This window comes from uncultured Gilvimarinus sp. (assembly GCF_963975215.1).
Lineage (GTDB): Bacteria > Pseudomonadota > Gammaproteobacteria > Pseudomonadales > Cellvibrionaceae > Gilvimarinus.
Genome location: NZ_CAXBFW010000007.1, coordinates 86708 through 106086 on the forward strand (window position 1 = coordinate 86708; position 19379 = coordinate 106086).

A 19379-nucleotide genomic window follows, 5' to 3' on the forward strand; every position below is an offset into this window, starting at 1 on the left:
CATTCACGTCAAAGGCCACCCCGGCATCTCAGCCGCTCGGCTGAATGCAGGGGATCTAAAAGCGGTACTTCGTAGCTGGGCTAGTCGAAACTCAAAAGGTACGGCTGCAATCAAACATCAAAGACCTGACTCTCACCACATGATTATATCATTGACGCATAAACAATAATTCCTAATTTTATAATTCCTTGAATCACAATCAGGCCTGAAGCAATAAAACATAAATTAGCTGAATCTAGTGCTTTTTGACCACGAACGATTTTCTTAGAAAATGGTAAATCCGTATCAGGCGGCGGATACTGCATATTACCTTTAATTAGCTTTCCGTATCTGTATAAAAAGTTAGATACTATAATGTATACAAACAACATGAATACATTGACAGAAATAATCACATAAAACCGATTCTGTACATATTCCTGCATTGCCGCTACTGAGTCATTGATTGGCGGTGCAGGATATGCGCCAAAAAAATATTTAATACCAAAATACAATAACAATCCAGTGGAAACAAAACCAATAAATTTTATTTTCCCTTTGGTCGTCCCTTGCATATATTCTATTTCCAATGCTCTACCTTTTTTACTTTTAACTTGGATTTAGCTTTTACGGTGCCCCTTGTGACGGCTTGACTTAATCGCTAGCTTTGTTTGCGTGCTCGCGTCGTCGGGCGTGGCGATGCTTGCGCAAACGTCCTGTTTGCTTACCCACTAAAATAGGCCTGCGCTCGGCTGGATGCAGGGGATCTAAGAGCAGTACTTCGTAGCAGAGCTACCCGAAATGCAAAAGATACGGCTGTAATCAATCATCAACGACCGACCTTCGCCGCGCTGCAGCATGACCCCTTGAGCGTTTGCTAAATTATTTAAGAAGCCTAGCATCATAAAATCCGTCCCCTCGAACCATTATATCAACCGCATTCATTAGGTTTTTTGCTAGCAGGTAAAAACCAAGAAATCGATATAAAAACCCTCTCTCACCACGTAATAGAAGCCGCCCCTGCTGCTTGGCACCGTACATATGCTTATGTTTTGCACAGGCTCCATAGTGGAACAGCGCCATATCGATATCCTTCTCAACCACTACCCCCTTCTCATACATCATTCCCAAATTGTAATTGGCAGGGGGGTAATCTTTCTCTTCGATCAAATTTACATACATTCTAATGGCAATATCAAACTTATTTAGAGCAAAATAGCATTTTGCCTGACCAAATAGTAACTCAAGATCGTCAGGGTCAGGGTCAACTTCACTCGCCTTCAAAAATAACTCTAAGGCCTTTGTTGGATTTTCTGATGTTCCAGCACCCCACAAATACATCCAGGCCAGTACTCTAAGGATGTCACTATTGTGATCATCCTCCATCGACTGATAGAGCTCGAAGGCTTTGGAGTAACTCCCTTCGTCTAGCGCGCGGTTTGCTTCTTCTATTTTATTACCACTCATCAACAGCTAGGTCTCCGTATCGATCTGACAGGCCTTCTTTTGCTTCGCGACAACCGTCAAGATTTCGTCATTTTTGCGAAGGCTGAATTCCAGAAACGTAAGAATTGACAAAACTGCGTCCTCCAATGTTTTTTTTGAATTTCTCGCATTTTAGGGATCAATTGAAACGTCGTTGCGACTCTTTTGTTTTTCGTTGGAATGCTTATCAATAGAACGCACAGAAATCCACCTATCCGTATACCAGCCTCTCGGAAGATCGTTTTTCGAGTTTGCGCACTGAGGTGGTGTTCTGTCATTAGCAAAGAGGTAAAACAATGGGCCTACAACAGGAACAAGCAAAACCATGGAAAGAAGCAGCTTTAAAAAAACATAGTCATCTCTCATCCAAGTACGCATGATTAGCATTAAAGCGATAAGCTCAGATAAAGCTATTGTTATTATCAGAATCGGACCCATAACCGATTACTCAACGCCTCAAACAGGGGCGCGCGTTAGCGCGTCCCGACCGAAGGCCCTTGCTGCTTTGATTTGTTAGGTGGATACATACCTTGTCTTTGCGCTTTCGTAAACTCTTTTTTCCAATCTTCATACTCAAGGACGCTTTCTGCTTTTTCTACATCTTCCATTGGCCATGCTATCCACTCTTTGCCCCGATGGACATAAACCTCTATGCGAATGTTGTGGTCAGAAAGAACCTTAACCAGCTCGTCATTTCTTTCACCCCACGATGTTGATCGCCCCCATATCGGCGGGAATTCTCCCATAACACTAGAACTAATTTCGCTTAGTTCATTTGAGTATTGGTGCGAATAGAAAATACAATCCTCTCCAATGGGTAATTTAGTGCTGATATCATCTAGCATTCCGTCAAATTCTTGATCGGACTTAATTCGCTTAACAAGATACGGTATTTTTTTTGAGTCTAATGCACTTGCCATTTCACGCACTTCGCTTTTATCAGAAGTGCATGTCACTCCTTCATTGATGGGAACATGAACATCATTCTCACACCCTACAAGTATTAGGAGAACTACCATTCGATAAAAAATATTCATATACACCTAACAGCTTATTAGTGTGCGAGTTGAAAAATGCGCCCGGCAACCTATCATTCCCAGCCGTATTGTAGAAAGACACTTTAAACTACTGTTAAGCATACCCTTTCCTTAATTTTGGCGTATTTTTAATGGTGTCAAATTACGCCTGACACACAGCTAATGGCAACCTATCTACGGTAGAGATTGGTTTAAAAGAAGGCAGAAAGTATTTGATTGAAAAGAAAAAGACGACATTTCTGACAGTTCCATGTCTGGGGAAAGTACGCTAAGCGCTTATGTTTACCGTAGAATATTATGCCATAGCAATAAACGCAACTACCAACCCAAACCAGCTACGAAGCGCCGCTTTTGGGGCCCCTGCAGCCAGCCGAGCGGAGGCCTATTTTAGGGGGTAAGCAAACAGGACGTTTGCGCAAGTCTCGTCAGGGCATGGAGAAGGTGAATGCCGGAGGCAGAGAGGCCGGCCTGGGCCGCGCCCTGTCGAGACGGCCCGCTAAAATCGGCCGGAGCGAGGGAACCCGCAGGGCTGAGATGCCGGGGTGCGTTTCTTGATTACTTCTTGTCGCACAACAAGAAGTAATTCGCCTGCCCGGCGACTGAGGGCACACAAAGCAGTAACCTACCAATGTAATCGTATAGCACCCAAAGCACTCCGTAGCTAAAAGGCCACTGGATACCGACTCAAGGCCGTTATGACGATGTAGTTGGAACTTGCGATTGGGATAAACAAAACCGTAACCAACCATTGTGATCGTAGAGCACCTAAGCAATCCGTAGCTAAGGCCACTGGATACCGGCTCCAGGGCCGGTATGACGATGTAGCTGGATTACAGGCTCTAGGCTCCAAGCCGGTATGACAATGTAGCCAGCTAGCGACTGAGGCAAACTCTACAACCCCAACGCCCCAATCGTATCGCGGGCAAACTGCCAGGCTACCCGCCCGCTGCGCGAGCCGCGGGTCATGGTCCAGCGCAGTGCGGCTGCACGCATCTCATCATCCCAGGTGCCGCCCATATCCTCAATCCAAAAGCGTGCGGCGGCTAAGTATTCCTCTTGCCTGAAGGGGTAAAAGCTTAGCCACAAACCAAAGCGCTCGGCCAGCGACGTTTTTTCTTCGATGCTGTCGCCGGGGCGAATTTCGCCATTTTCCTGGGTGGTTTCGAGGTTCTCACTCATTTTGTGCGGCAGTATATGGCGCCGGTTACTGGTGGCGTAAAACAGAACGTTATCGCCCGGTGCGCAAATCGAGCCATCTAGCGCGGACTTAAGAGCTTTGTAGTGATGCTCGCCCTCTTCAAACGAGAGGTCATCGCAGTACACAATAAAGCGCTCGGGCCGGTCGGCAATTTGTTGCAGCAGCTCGCCTAAGCTTGTGAGGTCGGGCTTGTCGATTTCAATGAGTTTGACGGCGTCTTTATGGGCGTACCAGCAGGCTTTAATCAGGGTCGATTTACCGGTGCCGCGTGAGCCGGTCAGCAATACGTTGTTGGCGGGTTTACCGGCAGCAAACTGGGCGGTGTTGCGCAGCACGGCGGCTTTTTGGTGATCGACGTTTTGCAGTGCATCGAGGGGAATATGGTGTGGCTTGTTAATCCCTTGTAAATACCCGCCGGTAGCGCCGGGGCGCCAGTAAAAGGCCGGCGCAGTCCAGTCGGTCGCCGGTGGCGCAGCCGGTACAAAACGCTCCAGCCGATCGAGCAGTGCGTCGACTCGATTCATCAGGTGGTCTAGGTCGGCCATAGCTTACTCCCGCGCGAGAATTGTGATTAAGGGTTGGCGTCGGGTTTGTCCGACGTTTTGTTTTGCTGTTGCAGTAACAAATCCATAGAGCGTTGCAGCTGAACCAGCTGGGCCTCAAGGTCTGAGCGCGCGGGTTGCTCGCCCTCTTCTTCGATTTGCCGTGCCTGGTTTTCTTTTTCAATCACGTTAACCACAATGCCGATAATCATGTTTAAAAAGGCAAAAGCGGTTAAGAAAATAAAGCTCACGTAAAAAAGCCAGCTTAAGGGGTACACCTCCATGGTTTCGTACATGACATCGGTCCAGTCCTCGAAGGTCATTACGCGAAACAAGGTGAGCATACTGATGGCGATATCACCCCAGAGTACTTCGTTGATGTCGGCAAAAAACAAACTGCCGATGGCGCCGTAGATATAAAAAATAATAAACATCAGCAGCGCTACATACCCCAACTGTGGCAGTGCTTTTAGCAAAGAGCTGAGCAGAATACGCAACTCGGGGATGATCGACACCATCCGCAGCACCCGGAACACCCGAATAAGCCGCCCCACCAGGGCCATATCGCTGTTTTCGATAGGGATTAAACTGACCACGACGATGATGGTATCGAAGAGGTTCCAGGCGGATTTAAAAAAGTCGCGTTTGCGCGGCTCGCCCCAAAACCGAATGCTGACCTCAAGTAAAAAGAACAGGGTAATGGCCCAGTCGAGCCCCACCACAATTTTACTGGCGAGCGGCGGAATATCGTAAGTCTTGGCACCGATCACCAGCGCCGAAAACACGATAATACCTACCACAAACAGCTCAAAGGCTTTATTGCTGCGCAAGCGGTTAAAGCGCGCCTGCCAGCTGTTGCCCTCGGTGGGCAGGTTGACCGGGATCATTTCACTCATAGCGTGTCTTCACTGTTGTTTACACCTTTTAGCCAGCCGGGCACAGGCCGCTCGCTAGTTAACAAACTCTTCCATAAAATCGAGTGCCGCCTGATGACTCACCTCGGCGCGATGCTCGGCCCACAATTTACCCACTTTGTCGACGTTAAGCTTTTGGCTATCGACCAGCACCCGGCTTTTAAGCTCGCCAATATAGTCGGTGGTGGCGCATTTGGTAAAGACCGTTTGATGGGTAATAATATCCATAAAAGGCCCGGACTTACTGGTGGGCATAATAAACAGCAGCTGCAACCCAAGCGCGTCGGTTAAGTAGCGAATCACCTCGCGCGAGCGGTGCTCATCCATTTTAGAGAAGGCCTCGTCCACCAACACCATGCGCAGGTGGGTGTCGCCTTCACTAAAGCGAAACGCCGAGGTAATGGCGGCGGCGCGGATGATGTAAGCCGGGGTTTCAAGTTGGCCCCCGGAGCCTGTGCCGTAGCGTGAGAGCGCGATAGGCTCTTTGCCCTCGGGCTGCTTGTAAATTTCATAACGGCGGTAGTGGCGGTAATCGGTAATCCGTGCCAGCTCGCGCTCGGCACGCTCCCGGTCGTCGTCCAGCAGCATAGCCATTAAGTGATCGCGCACCTGCCGGTGCTTGGGGCTCAGCTCGTCGGAAAATAACCCGTCGCTCTCTTCCAGCCCCGGGTTGTGCATAACGGCTTTAAAAAACTGCCAGTAGTCGCGGTATTCGGCCACCCACTCCCAGCCAAAATAAAACCGCTCGCGGTCGGCGCCAAAGCGGTGTTGCTCAAGCTCGGTGTTAAGGCTGTCTAAACTGCGGGCGCCCTCCTCTACCGCCTGGTAAATAGAGTGGCACAAGTGGCTGACAAAGGTGTGATTAAAGCTGGTACGCAGGCGCGCAAGCTCTTCACTCTTATTGGCCAGAATATTGTTGTTGAGCTTGTTGTGCAGGCTATCAAGCTGGCCGCGGGTACCACACACTAAATTAAAATTGGCCACGTCCTGGTTAAAGTCGGGCTCAAACGCCAGAGCATCACCCCCGGCGTCGCGGTTGTACTCGACAATTTGCTTTTGCAGCCGGTTAAGCAGCGTAATCAGCTCACCGTCTAGCGCCTCGTGCTCGTTGCGATAGCGCGCCGCGGCCTCTACCGATAACTCCTGATCGATGCGCTCAAGCGTTGCCTCGACATCAAAGCTGGGCCACTTGCCGGCGTGCAACCGGAGGTTGTGCTCGCACTGATCGGCGGCGTCCAGCAGCTCTTCCTGACGCTCGGAGCGGTTTTTAATATCGTGCGCCAACTGCTTTAGGCGCTGCTCGATACCGCCCTGGGTACGATCCAGCTCGGCCATATTGTCCACGACGTTTTGCTCGTCGCTACGCAGCTGCTGCAGTTTTTCCTCAAGATCAGAAAACTCGCTTAAATCCAAATCGGCGAGCGACTGCTCAAGCTCGCCGATGCGACGCTGCTGCGCGGCAAGCTCGGTTAGCGCGTGGCCGTAAGGCGTGGGGGCTAACTGCTTGGCGGCGTCGGCCAATTGCTTTAGCTCGGCCAATTGATCGGCCGAGCCACGCCACTCGGCGTTTAACCGGGTTAAGGCTTCGCGCTTGGCCAGCAGAGCGCGCTCGCGGGCGCTTTGGCCAAACACCAAATCGGCGTCGGCCATATCGCAGCGGAACATCGCGTAGTTGCCCGAGGCCATGCCGTCGGCGGTTAAGCCGCGGCGGGTGTTGCGCAACTGCTCGGCATCCGTAACGCAGCGCACGTTATCGTAGCTGGCGCGCAGATAGGCTTCGGCGGTGGCGTGACTAAACCCCATAAGGGCGACAATAGAATCAGTGCCTGGCTCTGTTTTACCCGCATCGGCGCGGGCTTTAGTGCCCTGAATAACCCGCGCACGCCCTTCACTTTTAGGCAGCTGCCGCACTAATTGAATGGCGCGTGCTTCAAACTCGGGATCGACCAAAATGCCAAACCGCGCGCCGCCAATGTAACCCTCGATGGCGCTTTGCCACTCGGGGTCGAGAATTTCAACGTGATCACACAGCACCCGGGCATCGGCCTCGGGGTACTGCTGGTTAATCGCTTTGAGCGCCGTCGCCACATAGCGTGGATAGCGCACCTGGGCACTTTGCAAGGCGTCGACTTCGGCCTGCAACTGTTCGAGCTTTTGTTTATTGCGTTGCGCCTCGCGGGTGCGCGAGTACAGCAGCTCGTTAATGTTCTCGGCCAATGCGCCGTCGCGCTCCAATGGCGCCAGTACTTTATCGCTTAAGCTTTGCAGCGCTTGCGCTTTTTGTACCTGTTGCTCCAGCGGCGCGCTATCGATCCAGTCGTGATTGAGTAGCCGGGGTAGTTCAATAAGATTATCGGTAAGCTCGATGATCTTACGCATATCGTTAAGGCGTTCTTTTTCACCCAATTGCGGCAGCTCTAGCACCAAGGAGCTACGCTGCGTAAGCCGCACTAGGGTATCCAGCGCACGGGCATTGCGTTTTAGCTGCTGATCGGACTCGCCGAGGCTGGTGGCCAGCTCGGCTAACTGACGTTGGCTGGCGCTAATGTCACGCTCTAAAGTGTCTTTATCGCGCAGCGCCGCGACGCCCTGGCGGCGCCCTTCCAGCTCGATGCTGTGTTGTCTTAGTTGTTCGCGGCGGGTTTGTAAGTCGCCGCGTTTGGTTTCGCATTGGGTAAGCTCAGCGCGTTGCTGTTGCTGCTCGTCTTTGGCTTTAACGTAATCGCGCTGGGCGTGCAAAAAGGTGGCCCGAGCGGCTTGGTAAGCCAACTGCTGCTGTTGCAACCAGGCGTCAACAAACTGATCGGCGCTTTGACGCGCCGAGGCAATCAGCCCGATTCGCTCGCGCAGGGACTTGGCATCGGCGTCCATGGCGTGAATGCGTTTAAGCATACTCGATACATCGCCGATAGCGCGGCCTAAATCTTTTGCCTCGAGAATTTCACTGGAAACGAATTGGTCGATACTGGATACCGGCTTGTAGGCCATAAAGCGCGAGAATGCCTGGGCCGCGCGACGCGCTTCACGGTCGGATACCGCATCGGGTTTGCCACGCAAAGCGCCATACAAACGTCCCAGGTATTGCCCTTTGCGCTCATAGCGCTCAACTTTGTCAACCCCAAAGCTTTGCCGTAAGCGAGTGTAGGCCACATCCAACGGCAGTACCCGGCGCTCGTTGCCATCGTCTTTTTCCAGCTCGGAAAGCGAGAAGCTGGCGGTGTTGATAATAAAAAACTCAATATCTTTTTGCCGGGCGACCGTTTGCGTGCCGGCGCGATCGAGCATGGCGCGCACACCAATAACGGCGACAAACGGGCTGCCACTTTCACCGGGGGTTGGGTGAAATAAACCTGCCAGATAACCGTCGGCGCCGTCGGGGCGTGCGTAGCTGCCGTCATCGCAACCCAACACGTAAGAGGCAAGCGTGCGCACGGTTTTACCACCGCGGCCGCGCTGGGTGCTTTCGTCCTGCCCCGGATTAAAATGAAACAATCCATCGTGGGCGGCCGTCATCAAGGTTTGAATAGCATCGGCGGCGGTGGTTTTGCCCGAGCCGTTACCGCCCGAGAACAAGTTGATTTTGTCAAAGCTGAGGCAACGGTTGGGGATATTGCCCCAGTTAACGTAAAAGAATTCTCGTAAAAACACGGTTAACCCTCGGCCTCGTTGATGCCTGTGGTGTTATCTTGCTCCGGCGACACATCGGCTTCAGTATCAGAGTTAGCCGCTTGCAATAACTCATCAATCACACTGTCGGAGACATAGTTAATAATCAGTGGCCTTACCCGCAACCAGGGCTCGGCCTGCTCATCATCGCTGTTGTAGTCAATCAGACGCAGCTGCTTTAAACCGCGCAATAAACGTCGCCGCTCGGACACAGGCTCGGGCAGGTCGCGGCCCAACAGGTTTTTTAAACTCAGTACCACCGACTCCATGGGCACCAGTACTGCGCCGCCGTCTTCTACCTGCCCTTCGCGCAGTGCTTTGTCGTATTCAATGCGCAGCACCAGCGCCAGAGCGATTTCGTGCTGGCTAAGTTTGCTGCGCATACCCGTGTAGGGAATGTCGTCACTCTCGATTCCCGGAAAGTCGGCCCCCGGTGGCAGCACCCGCACAAACTCGTGGCGGGTATCGTGTTGCAGGCGAATCCCGCTCAGCGCTAGATAGTCGTGCAGTGCGGCCTCAATGCGCACAAACCGGTCGTACAGTTCTTGCTCGACCTGGCTTTCACTGCGGCACAGTACGCCGTAATCGAGCAGCCGCATCACCAGCTCGCGCCAGTGCTCAAAGCTTAGGTTGGCATCAGTGAGCGCGCTATTAAGCTCGTTAAGAAACAGGTTATCGCTCACGCGGACTCCGTTTTTTGGTGCAGTCTGATTTCAAAAATATCTCGCTCGATTAAATAATCATCGTTTTGCTGCTCGAGCCGCCCGAGCTCTGAGACACTAAAGTGAAAATCGTGGTTTAGGTTGTCCGCCGAGGCCACCTCGATAACGTGGCACAGCTTGAGTAGATCCTGGGCGTTGGTTACCGGTAAAAAGCGTGAGTTAACCACGCCCGTTTCAGCCAGAGCGCGATGCACGTAATCGCGCAGTTGTCCGCCCTGAAAAGCAAATGCCTGATCCAGCACTTGCTGAATGTACAGCTCTTTACGCGCCTGCTGATCAAGTTCTGGCGCCGCGGCCACCCGGCTTAGTATCACCTGGTTAGGGCGCCGTTGGCGCAACTGATTTTGCCCCGGGTCAACGTAGCGCAACAGACAGTTTTGCAGGGTGGGCTCCAGGTCGCTCAGTACCCGGCGCTGCAGTGCCGGTTGGTTGCGCAGCTGTTTGCAGGCTTGTATCAGCTGATCGGACTGGCCGTTATTTAAGTAGCTAAGCTGGCGCATAATGGTTTCGGCGCGCCGGGTAAAGTTATTTAGCGCACCACGCAGTTGTGGCAACATGGTGTCGCAGGCATCGCGCAAACGGCGCTCGATAACCTCCAACAAATAATAAAGCACCGAGCGCTTGGGGTTTTCGGCCACTAATTGCGGCAGTATTTGTCGCAGCTCACGCTCGGCACCGGCTTTAAAGTCTTTGTTTTTGCGCTTAATAGCCACCATTAAACTGGCGATGGCATCGCGGTGTTTTTCGACGCTATCGGCCGACAGGCGAATGGCCAGATCGGGCATAAAGCGTTTTTCCATAAAATCAAAAAACTGATCCGAGGCGCGATTAATCAGCTGTTGGCTTTCCATCTCTCGCACCAACTCGCGGCGCTGATCGGCAAGCTCGGCGATAATGTCCGAGAAGTCGCTAATAATACGCTCGGAGTAATCGTAAGCGTCCAGCAAATCGCTGTACTCGCCGCGATCGGCAAATGCCTGCAAGCTATTGCGAGTGTTACGGGTGTTGCGATGACGGGTATGCAACCGCTGCTTGCCAATATCCAGCAGCGGCTGGGTAAATAGCCTTCCTGTGCGGGTAAAGGCGTAGTGGCTGGTTAAGGTAGCGCTATCGACCTGGCACTCTAACCAGCCAAATTCCAGAAGCCGGTTTAAGATAAACCCGGCAAGCTCGCGCTGATTTTTAAAGCGCCCTTCCCCTTCGCGTTCGTCGTCGTCAAACACTACCGGGTTGCGGGCGATGGCCTCCATAAACACCGCGACAATACCGTTGCGATCCAGCAGGCTTTGGTAGTCGTGCAGTTCGGTGTACAGCTTTTGATACAGCAGCCGCAAACACTCGACGACGACCTCACGATATTTACCCGTTAACGGGTTAAAAAAGTGAGCCTGAGACTCATGAAAAAACATAGCGCTTATTCGTACACGCAGCGTTGCGCAAATAGGCGCGAGTCCGCGTCATTCCATTGGACATCCGGCTTAACCATCATTTGCTCGCACCAGGGCTCCGAGCCCGGCTCGGCTGGTGTGCTGGGAACATCGCTTGCCGTCGGCGTCTGGTCTTGCGGCGCGACTTGCGGCACTACCACAAACGGATCCGCGGCCTCGGCTACACCGGGCTCCGGAGCGGGCGCCGGGGTAATGCTTAGCACATACAGCCCAACGGCGATGGTGATAACCCCGATAACGATAGATACCAAAGAAATAATAAGGGATTTAGACATTGGGTTCACTTAGCCATGTAGCCAATTGCTCGGCGTAGTAGGTAATAATTAAATCGGCCCCGGCCCGCTTAAACGAGAGCATGGTTTCCATGACGATGGCTTTTTCATCGATCACCCCGGCGCTGGCACCGGCTTTAATCATGGCGTACTCACCACTGACGTGGTACACCGCCACCGGGCGCTCACTGTGAGTGGCAATTTGATTAACTACATCAAGATACGCCAGGGCGGGTTTAACCATTAAGATATCGGCGCCTTCGGCTTCGTCCTGCAGTGATTCAGCTAAGGCCTCACGGGCATTGGCCGGGTCCATCTGGTAGGTGTTACGGGTGCCTTTAAAAGTACTGTCCACCGCGTCGCGAAACGGCCCGTAAAACGCCGAGGCAAACTTGGTCGAGTAGGACATGATTGGAATGTGGGTAAAGCCCGCGCCATCCAGTGCTTCGCGCAGCGCGGCAATCATTCCGTCTTGCATACCGGACGGTGCAATCATATCCACACCGGCGTGGGCACACACCAGCGCCTGACGCTGTAAGTTAACCAGAGTCGAGTCGTTATCCACGTCGTTATCGGCAACGACACCGCAGTGGCCGTGATCGGTGTACTCGCAAAAACAGTTGTCGCTGATAACGGTAATCTCGGGGGCGGCGGCTTTGGCCGTTTTTATCATGCGCGCCAACAGGCCGTCGTCGGCAAAGGTGTCGCTGCCTACGGCGTCTTTGTGTTGCGATACGCCAAACAGTAAAACCGCGGGAATACCGGCGGCGGCAGCGCGTTGCACAACACCCGCCAGTTGCGCCTCGGGGTAGCGCACCACACCCGGCATGCTGTCGATGGCGACGGGTTCGGTGATGCCCTCTTCGACAAAGATCGGCAATATTAAATCGGCGCAGCTTAATTGTGTCTCACGTACCATGCGACGCAGGGCGCTGGTGCGACGCATGCGACGAAAACGAAATTGTGGTGTTTGCATAAAGTCTCTGCCAGTGCTGATGGTTAAATCCCCAGGGAGCTTTCGTGGCTCCACTGGCATTGTATGTACATATCACCCGACCCGGGGGTGTGGTAGTTACGGCTACTCTCCCAGGTAAACGTATGGGTGCCGCACAATTCGGTTTCTAAATGTACTGTGGCTGATACCCAGTACATTTTGCCCAGCAGCGCTTCAAACTGTTCGATCCACTGGTTCCACTCGTACTCCACCGCCTGGTAGGAGGCGCCAAAGTGCATGACCTCGGTTTGGTAGTTGCGGGTTAACGCGTCCAACGCCGGAATCGCAAACATCTCCTGACACAAAAATGGCCAGTTGTCGGCGCGCGGCAAGGTTAGCATCGCCTCGCGGTTAGTGCGTATGCGCTCGCTATAGCCAACACCCTGAATGCTGTCTTTGATGCAGCCGTAGACAATCGATTCCTGATCCATAACCCTACCCACGATATTTATCTCGGTGGTCGATATGCTTGTGCCTGTTGCGATGCGGCGGCTTATTGCTCACGTTAGCGCTTAGGGACTGCTGTGTTCAGCGAGTAGTGCCAACAGTGCCGCTTCATCCAACACCTTCACCCCTAAGGCTTCGGCTTTGCTCAGCTTAGAGCCGGCACCGGGCCCGGCAACAATAAAGCTGGTTTTTTTAGAAACACTGCCGGCAACTTTGGCGCCCAGCGCACGCAGTTTTTCGCCGGCTTCATCCCGGCTCATACTCTCGAGGGTGCCGGTAATCACCACGGTTTGATCGGCCAATGGTTGCGGTACATCCGGCTCTGCGGTTTTATCGACTTCCTGCCAGTTAACCCCGATGGCTCGTAACCGATTAATAATGTCGATGTTTTCGGGCTCAACAAAAAAGTCGCGAATAAAATGCGCAACCACCGGCCCAACATCGTCGACACTTTGCAGCGTCTCTTCATCGGCCTCGGCCAGTGCATCCAGTTGACCAAAGTGAGCACTTAAATTTCGCGCGGTAGCTTCACCCACCTCGCGAATGCCTAACGCATAAATAAAGCGCGCCAAGCTGGTGGTTTTGCTTTTTTCAAGGGCGGCCAATAAGTTGTCGGCCGACTTTTCGCCCATGCGCTCTAACCCTGCGAGCTGCTCGCGCGTTAAACCAAATAAATCGGCAACCGTAGTAATCAGCGATTTATCCACTAATTGCTCTACCAGCTTGTCGCCCAGGCCGTCTATATCCATGGCCTTGCGCGAGGCAAAGTGACGGATGGCCTCTTTGCGCTGAGCGGGGCAAATTAACCCGCCCTCACAGCGGATAGCCGCTTCGCCCGGCACCTCGGTGGCAGGCGAGCCGCAAATAGGACACTCTGACGGAAATACAATTTCGCTGGCATCATCGGGGCGACGCTCTTTCACCACAGCCACGACTTGCGGAATCACATCGCCGGCGCGGCGCACAATAACCGTATCACCAATGCGCACATCAAGGCGCGCGATTTCGTCACGGTTGTGCAGCGTCGCGTTTGAGACGGTAACCCCCCCGACAAATACCGGCGCCAAGCGCGCCACCGGAGTAATTGAGCCGGTGCGCCCCACCTGAAACTCAACCGCATCCAGCGTGGTCATCTCTTCTTGCGCCGGAAACTTATAGGCGATGGCCCAGCGCGGCGCCCGCGATACAAAGCCGAGCGCTTCTTGCTGTTCAATAGCGTTAACTTTAAACACCACGCCGTCGATATCGTAGGCCAGGGAGTCGCGCTTTTCGCCCAGAGCCTGATGATAGGCAATACAGTCTTCGATGGACTGCGCGGTTTTTAATTGATCGTTTGGGGCAAAACCCCAGCGTTTTAAGTGATGGAGTATATCCGTATGCTTGGCGGGCAACGCCTGACCTTCATGGATGCCCACACTGTAAGCGCACAGCTGCAGTGGGCGCTTGGCGGTAATACGGGAATCCAGCTGCCGCAAGCTACCCGCGGCGGCGTTGCGCGGATTGACAAAAACTTTTTCGTCGGCGGCGCGCGCGGCTTCGTTTAACGCGGCAAAGCCTGCCTTAGGCATAAAGATTTCACCGCGCACTTCAAGCCGCGAGGGGTAATCGTCGCCATACAATTTAAGCGGCACCGATTTAATGGTGCGCACATTAGCGGTAATGTCTTCACCGTTCAGGCCATCGCCACGGGTTAGCGCGCGCACTAAAAGTCCGTCTTCGTACAGCAAACTGATGGCAATACCGTCGAGCTTGGGCTCGCAGGCGTATTCGATCGCGCCGTCAACGCCTAAGCGATCTTTTAAGCGTTTATCAAACGCAATTAGGTCGTCATCGGCAAAGGCATTGTCCAGCGATAGCATGGGTTTTTCATGGGCCACTGTGGTAAATGACGCTAACGGCGCCGCCCCCACCCGCTGACTGGGTGAGTCGGGAGTGATCCACTCGGGGTGTTGCTGCTCGATACTTTTTAGCCGTTGAAACAAACGGTCGTACTCGGCGTCCGGTACAGTCGGCTCGTCGAGTACGTAATATTGGTAGTTGTATCGGTTAATCTCGCCGCGTAACCGATTGAGTTCGGCGCTTGCCGACCCGGATGTTTGCTGGACCAAAGTTTACTCTACCTAATAAAACGGTTGCCGAAGTTGACTCTCGGGTTAGCTTGTCGCGCGCGACAGGCGTTTGCGCTCGTACTCGGCGATACGCTGGCGACAGTGCTCCATGGTTTGGCGGGTCATCACACTGCGGTTTTCATCTTTAAGTTCGCCGCATAAGTTGTCAGCCAACGCCTGCGCAACGTCACGCATAATATCAAACGATTTTAAACTGTCCGGGCGCATGGGTAACGTCATAAACAAGCTCACACCGGGGGTGTGAAAGCTGGCCATATTCTCAAGGTCAAACACGCCGGGTTTTACCATATTGGCCAAACTAAAAAGTACCGGGCCCTCGCCGGTTTCATGGGCGTGGCGATGAAAAATATTCATGTCGCCAAAACGCATGCCGCACTGCAGCAAAACATCGAGCAGTGCGCTGCCCGAGAACTGATGCCCTTCGGGCGCCATAACGTTAATAATGACGACTTCATCGGGCTGCTCGGGGGCGGCGTCAGGCTCGTCGCGACCGCTAAAGCTTGGCTCTTGATAGCCACTTTGTTGGGCGGATTCTTCGGGCTCATCAATGGCGCTAAAGCTTGGCTCAACACGATCCTCGATACCACTGTCAAAATCGTCGTCACCGGTGTACGGCTCGCTTGCTTGAGCTTGTGCGGCCGTTTCGGGTGTGGCGTTTTGCTCGACGGACTCCATCAACATAGGGACAGATTCATCCAGGTTTAAGGTAACCTGTTGCGGGATACGACTTTTGCTGGTCGCGGCAGGTGTGTGCTCGTCTGCACCCGGTTCGTCATCGCGGGTACCCACCACCCTTGCCCCACCATTGGGCAGCTCGCTGGTAAAGGGTTCATCAAAGGGCTCGCCGCTACTGTCAAAACGTTTTGCGCGTTTTGACACCCGGATGGCGTCGCGGCGTGAGGCGCGCATACGGCGCCAGCCATCGAGCAAAATGCCGACGATCAATAACACCACAATAATCGTTAACCAAGTTTCCATATTGCTATATCCACTTTAATTCTTGACGCGGAGCTAGTGCCCCGACGTTTAAATGGCGGCGAGCTCGGCCGCTTCATCCACATCGACGGTAACCAGACGCGATACGCCCGGCTCGTGCATAGTGACACCAAGCAACTGATGGGCCATTTCCATGGCGATCTTGTTGTGGGTGATGTAGATAAATTGTACCTGCTCTGACATTTCTTCAACCATGCGCGCGTAACGGCCAACGTTGGCATCGTCCAGCGGCGCGTCAACCTCATCCAGCATACAAAAAGGTGCCGGATTAAGGCGGAAAATCGAAAACACCAAGGCAATCGCCGTCAATGCTTTTTCACCACCACTGAGCAAGTGGATGGTGCTGTTACGTTTACCCGGTGGGCGGGCCATAATCGCAATACCGGTATCGAGCATATCCTCACCGGTTAGCTCGAGGTAAGCGTGGCCACCGCCAAACACTTTGGGGAATAGCTCCTGCAGCCCGCCGTTGACCTGATCGAAGGTTTCTTTAAAGCGGGTGCGGGTTTCGCGATCAATTTTTTTGATGGCGTTTTCCAGTGTTTCGAGCGCTTCCATCAAGTCTTCGTTTTGCGCGTCTAAGTAATTCTTTCGCTCAGATTCGGTTTTGTACTCATCAATGGCGGCCAGGTTAATGGCGCCCAAACGGCTGATGCGATTGGCCAGTTGCTCCAGCTCGGCCTCAAGCGGTGCGCGTTCGGCGCCCTCTTCAAGGTTATCCAGTAGCGTTTGCAAATCAAAGCTGTCTTCGGCGAGTTGCTCGGCTAAGCCTTTGCGCTGCACCTCAAAGGTTTGCGCGGCCAGGCGCTCTTGCTCGAGGTGACCGCGCACAGCCTGAACTTCCTGGTCGGCTTTGTTGCGTGCTTGCTCGGCCTCGCGCAGATCGTGCTCTACCGCCTCCAGTGTGCGACGCGACTCGGTGAGCTCTTGTTCAACATTAACGCGCTTGGCCAGTGCCGACTCGAGCTCCATTTTGTTCTCTTCGGCCGGGTCGCGATTTTCGCTCATGGACTCGGCCAGCTGCTCGCGGCGCTCGTTAAGCGTTTCGGCCTGTTCGTGCAGACGCGCAATACTGAGTTTAATACTGTCGATTTGCGTGTTCAGCGACGCGGCGCGCATTTGCAGCTCGTGCGCTTTGTCTTTGTCGTGGCGGGCTTTTTGCCGGGCGCCATCGAGTGTGGCACGGATTTGATCACGACGGGCTAACAGCCCTTCGCGCTCGTCGGTGTCCTGCTCCATGGCACCAATGGCATCGCTTAAAATGACCCGGGCTTCGGCCAGCTGCTCGGCTTCTTGCTCCATTTGCTCGCGGGCTTCACGCACTTCGGCCTCAAGTCGGCTTTTGCGCATGCCAAGCTGCTCGAGCTGAACCTGTTTGGCGCTAACGCTCGAGCGCAACTCGCTGTGGCGCGCGTTGTGGCTGTCGAGCTCACGGCGCACATTTTCGCGCTCGCTCTCGATACTTTTTAATTGTTCGCGGTTTTCACTGGAGTCGGCGGCCAGTTTCTCAACCGCTGTTTCGGCCTCCAGTATGGCGGCGTCGAGCTCTTCGATTTCCTGACGGCGGGCAATAACACCGGCGCTGGCATCTGTGTCGCGGGCGACTTTCAGCCAGTGGGGGCTGAGCCATACCCCGTCGCGGGTAACCACGGATTCACCAGCGCCCAGGCTATCGCGCATGGCGAGAGCGGCCGACAAATCATCGGCGATATAAATGCCGTTTAATAGTCCGGCCACATCCCAGCTGGCGGTAACCTGGCTGGCAAGCGTTTGCTGGTTATTCGCGCTGGCGCCGGTGCTGGCGTTGCGATCGAGCAGCACCAACTCACCCTGAGCCAGCTCGGCAACAAAGCCGGCGGTGGCATCCATACCCTCGACACACACGGCTTGTAGGCTGTTGCCCAGTACGGTTTCCAGCGCTTTATCCCAGCCATCCGCAACGTTAACGTCTTCGGCCAAACGCGGGGCATCGGTCAGCCCGCGCGCTTCAAGCCAACCGGTAACCGCTTTGTTTTTCTCGCCCAGTGCGGCCTGTTGTAAAGCATCGAGTGAGGCGTGGCGCCCGCGCATGCTCTGTAGCTGGCTGCGCTTGGCGTCAAGTTCTTCGCTGTAGCGCTGGCCATCGCTGCGCAATTGCTCGAGCTGGTCGACATAACCCTCTACCCGCTCGCGCTGCTCATCCATTAGCATTTCAAGTTCAGCTAATTGCTCGCGCAGTTGCTCGATTTCGGTGTCATCGGTGCTGTTGTCACCTAAACCGCGCTTTTCTTCGTTGAGTTTTTCTACCCGGCTTAGCAGGCGTTGCTGCACTTGCTCCAGGTGTTGAATGCGCGATTGCTGTACCTCAGCGCGCTGGCGTGGCTCGGCGGCGCGCAGATTAAAATCGTCCCACTCGCCCTGCCAGGTTTGCATGTGCTCTTCGGCCTCGGCCAGTAAGTCGCCAGACGACTCCTCGGCGGCCTGTACCAACTCGAGCTCGGGCTCGATCTCAAGCAACTCTTCTTGCCACTGCTCGGCTTTTTCGGTGTCGACCCGCAGGCGATCGTGCGCCTCGCGGTTTTCGCGCTCGGTGCGTTCGATATCGGCTTGTAGCTGCCGATTGCGCTCTTCGGCGTGCTTGATGCTTTGTTCGATTCGGGCAATATCGGCGCCGATGGCGTAAAAACGCCCCTGAACCTCGTTAAATTTGTCGCTTAGCTCGGCGTGCTGAGTGCGGCATTTTTCAATCGTGGTGTCTTTGTTGACCTGTTCGGTGACAAACGACTCCATCCGCAGTTCTAATTCGCGAATCGCCTGCTGCTTGCCGCTTGCCTGCTGATCCAGCTCGCGGTATTTGATCGCCTGCACCTGAGCCTTAAGCTGGCGCTCTTGCTTTTTATACTCTGTGTATTTTTCCGCCGCCTGCGCCTGACGCTCTAAGCGGGACAGCTGGCGCTCCAGCTCATCGCGGATGTCAGTTAAGCGCTCGAGGTTTTCGTGGGTGCGGCGCATACGGTTTTCGGTGTCGCGGCGGCGCTCTTTGTACTTAGAGATACCGGCGGCCTCTTCGATATAGACCCGCAGCTCTTCTGGTTTGGCCTCGATCAGGCGGGAGATCATGCCCTGCTCGATAATGGCGTAACTGCGCGGCCCAAGGCCGGTGCCTAAGAAGATGTCGGTAATATCCCGGCGGCGGCATTTAGCGCCATTGAGGTAGTAGTTGTTTTGCCCGTCGCGGCTGACTTTGCGCTTAATGGAGATTTCGGTGAAGGCGGCGTATTCACCCATCAGGGTGCCGTCGCTGTTATCGAACACTAACTCGATAGACGCCTGACCTACCGGCTTACGCCCGCCCGAGCCATTAAAGATAACGTCGGTCATCGACTCGCCACGCAAATTTTTGGCGGACGACTCCCCCATCACCCAGCGAACGGCATCGATAATATTAGATTTACCGCACCCGTTAGGGCCAACGACGGCCCCAAGATTACTGGGAAAGTTGACGGTGGTCGGGTCGACGAAGGACTTAAACCCCGCCAATTTAATACATTTTAACCGCATAGGTCCTTGT

Annotated in this window: 14 protein-coding genes; all 14 read right to left on the bottom strand. The window is 53.9% G+C overall.

All coding sequences use genetic code 11. The features are described 5' to 3' along the window. Nucleotides 1–143: 143 nt before the first annotated feature. Nucleotides 144–569 carry a hypothetical protein gene (locus AAC019_RS07080; RefSeq protein ID WP_339897946.1) on the bottom strand — a complete coding sequence of 142 codons (426 nt, stop codon included), beginning with the start codon at nt 567–569 and terminating at the stop codon, nt 144–146. A 292-nt stretch (nt 570–861) separates the two neighbouring features. Then, nucleotides 862–1446, bottom strand: a complete 585-nt coding sequence (locus AAC019_RS07085; RefSeq protein ID WP_339897947.1) for a tetratricopeptide repeat protein — start codon at nt 1444–1446, stop codon at nt 862–864. Between the two features lie 491 nt (nt 1447–1937). Beyond that, a complete protein-coding gene (locus AAC019_RS07090; RefSeq protein WP_339897948.1) occupies nt 1938–2501 on the bottom strand; it encodes a hypothetical protein in 564 nt (187 codons plus the stop codon). A gap of 891 nt (nt 2502–3392) precedes the next feature. Further along, nucleotides 3393–4244 carry an ATP-binding protein gene (locus AAC019_RS07095; protein WP_339897949.1) on the bottom strand — a complete coding sequence of 284 codons (852 nt, stop codon included), beginning with the start codon at nt 4242–4244 and terminating at the stop codon, nt 3393–3395. A 26-nt stretch (nt 4245–4270) separates the two neighbouring features. Further along, nucleotides 4271–5128, bottom strand: a complete 858-nt coding sequence (locus AAC019_RS07100) for an ion transporter (RefSeq protein WP_339898009.1) — start codon at nt 5126–5128, stop codon at nt 4271–4273. A 63-nt stretch (nt 5129–5191) separates the two neighbouring features. Then, nucleotides 5192–8803 (bottom strand): SbcC/MukB-like Walker B domain-containing protein, encoded by a 3612-nt coding sequence (locus tag AAC019_RS07105; RefSeq protein ID WP_339897950.1) that lies wholly within the window; start codon nt 8801–8803, stop codon nt 5192–5194. A 2-nt stretch (nt 8804–8805) separates the two neighbouring features. Beyond that, entirely contained in the window at nt 8806–9504 is a 699-nt protein-coding gene (locus AAC019_RS07110; protein WP_339897951.1) for a DUF4194 domain-containing protein, read from the bottom strand. Beyond that, nucleotides 9501–10952: a Wadjet anti-phage system protein JetA family protein gene (locus AAC019_RS07115; RefSeq protein WP_339897952.1), complete on the bottom strand. Its 1452-nt coding sequence runs from the start codon at nt 10950–10952 to the stop codon at nt 9501–9503. Before AAC019_RS07115 ends, AAC019_RS07110 begins: the two co-directional genes overlap by 4 nt. A 5-nt stretch (nt 10953–10957) precedes the next feature. Beyond that, nucleotides 10958–11266, bottom strand: coding sequence for a DUF3012 domain-containing protein (locus AAC019_RS07120; RefSeq protein WP_339897953.1), 309 nt, complete (start codon nt 11264–11266; stop codon nt 10958–10960). Then, nucleotides 11259–12239, bottom strand: a complete 981-nt coding sequence (gene hemB, locus AAC019_RS07125) for a porphobilinogen synthase (RefSeq protein WP_339897954.1) — start codon at nt 12237–12239, stop codon at nt 11259–11261. The genes AAC019_RS07120 and hemB overlap by 8 nt, the downstream gene beginning before the upstream one ends. A 23-nt stretch (nt 12240–12262) precedes the next feature. Beyond that, nucleotides 12263–12688, bottom strand: coding sequence for a hypothetical protein (locus AAC019_RS07130; protein ID WP_339897955.1), 426 nt, complete (start codon nt 12686–12688; stop codon nt 12263–12265). A gap of 81 nt (nt 12689–12769) precedes the next feature. Continuing rightward, entirely contained in the window at nt 12770–14812 is a 2043-nt protein-coding gene (ligA, locus tag AAC019_RS07135) for an NAD-dependent DNA ligase LigA (protein WP_339897956.1), read from the bottom strand. Nucleotides 14813–14857: 45 nt separating this feature from the next. Further along, on the bottom strand, nt 14858–15811 hold the full coding sequence (gene zipA, locus AAC019_RS07140; protein WP_339897957.1) for a cell division protein ZipA: 954 nt from the start codon (nt 15809–15811) through the stop codon (nt 14858–14860). A 48-nt stretch (nt 15812–15859) separates the two neighbouring features. Next, nucleotides 15860–19369 (bottom strand): chromosome segregation protein SMC, encoded by a 3510-nt coding sequence (gene smc / locus AAC019_RS07145; RefSeq protein ID WP_339897958.1) that lies wholly within the window; start codon nt 19367–19369, stop codon nt 15860–15862. Nucleotides 19370–19379: the final 10 nt, after the last annotated feature.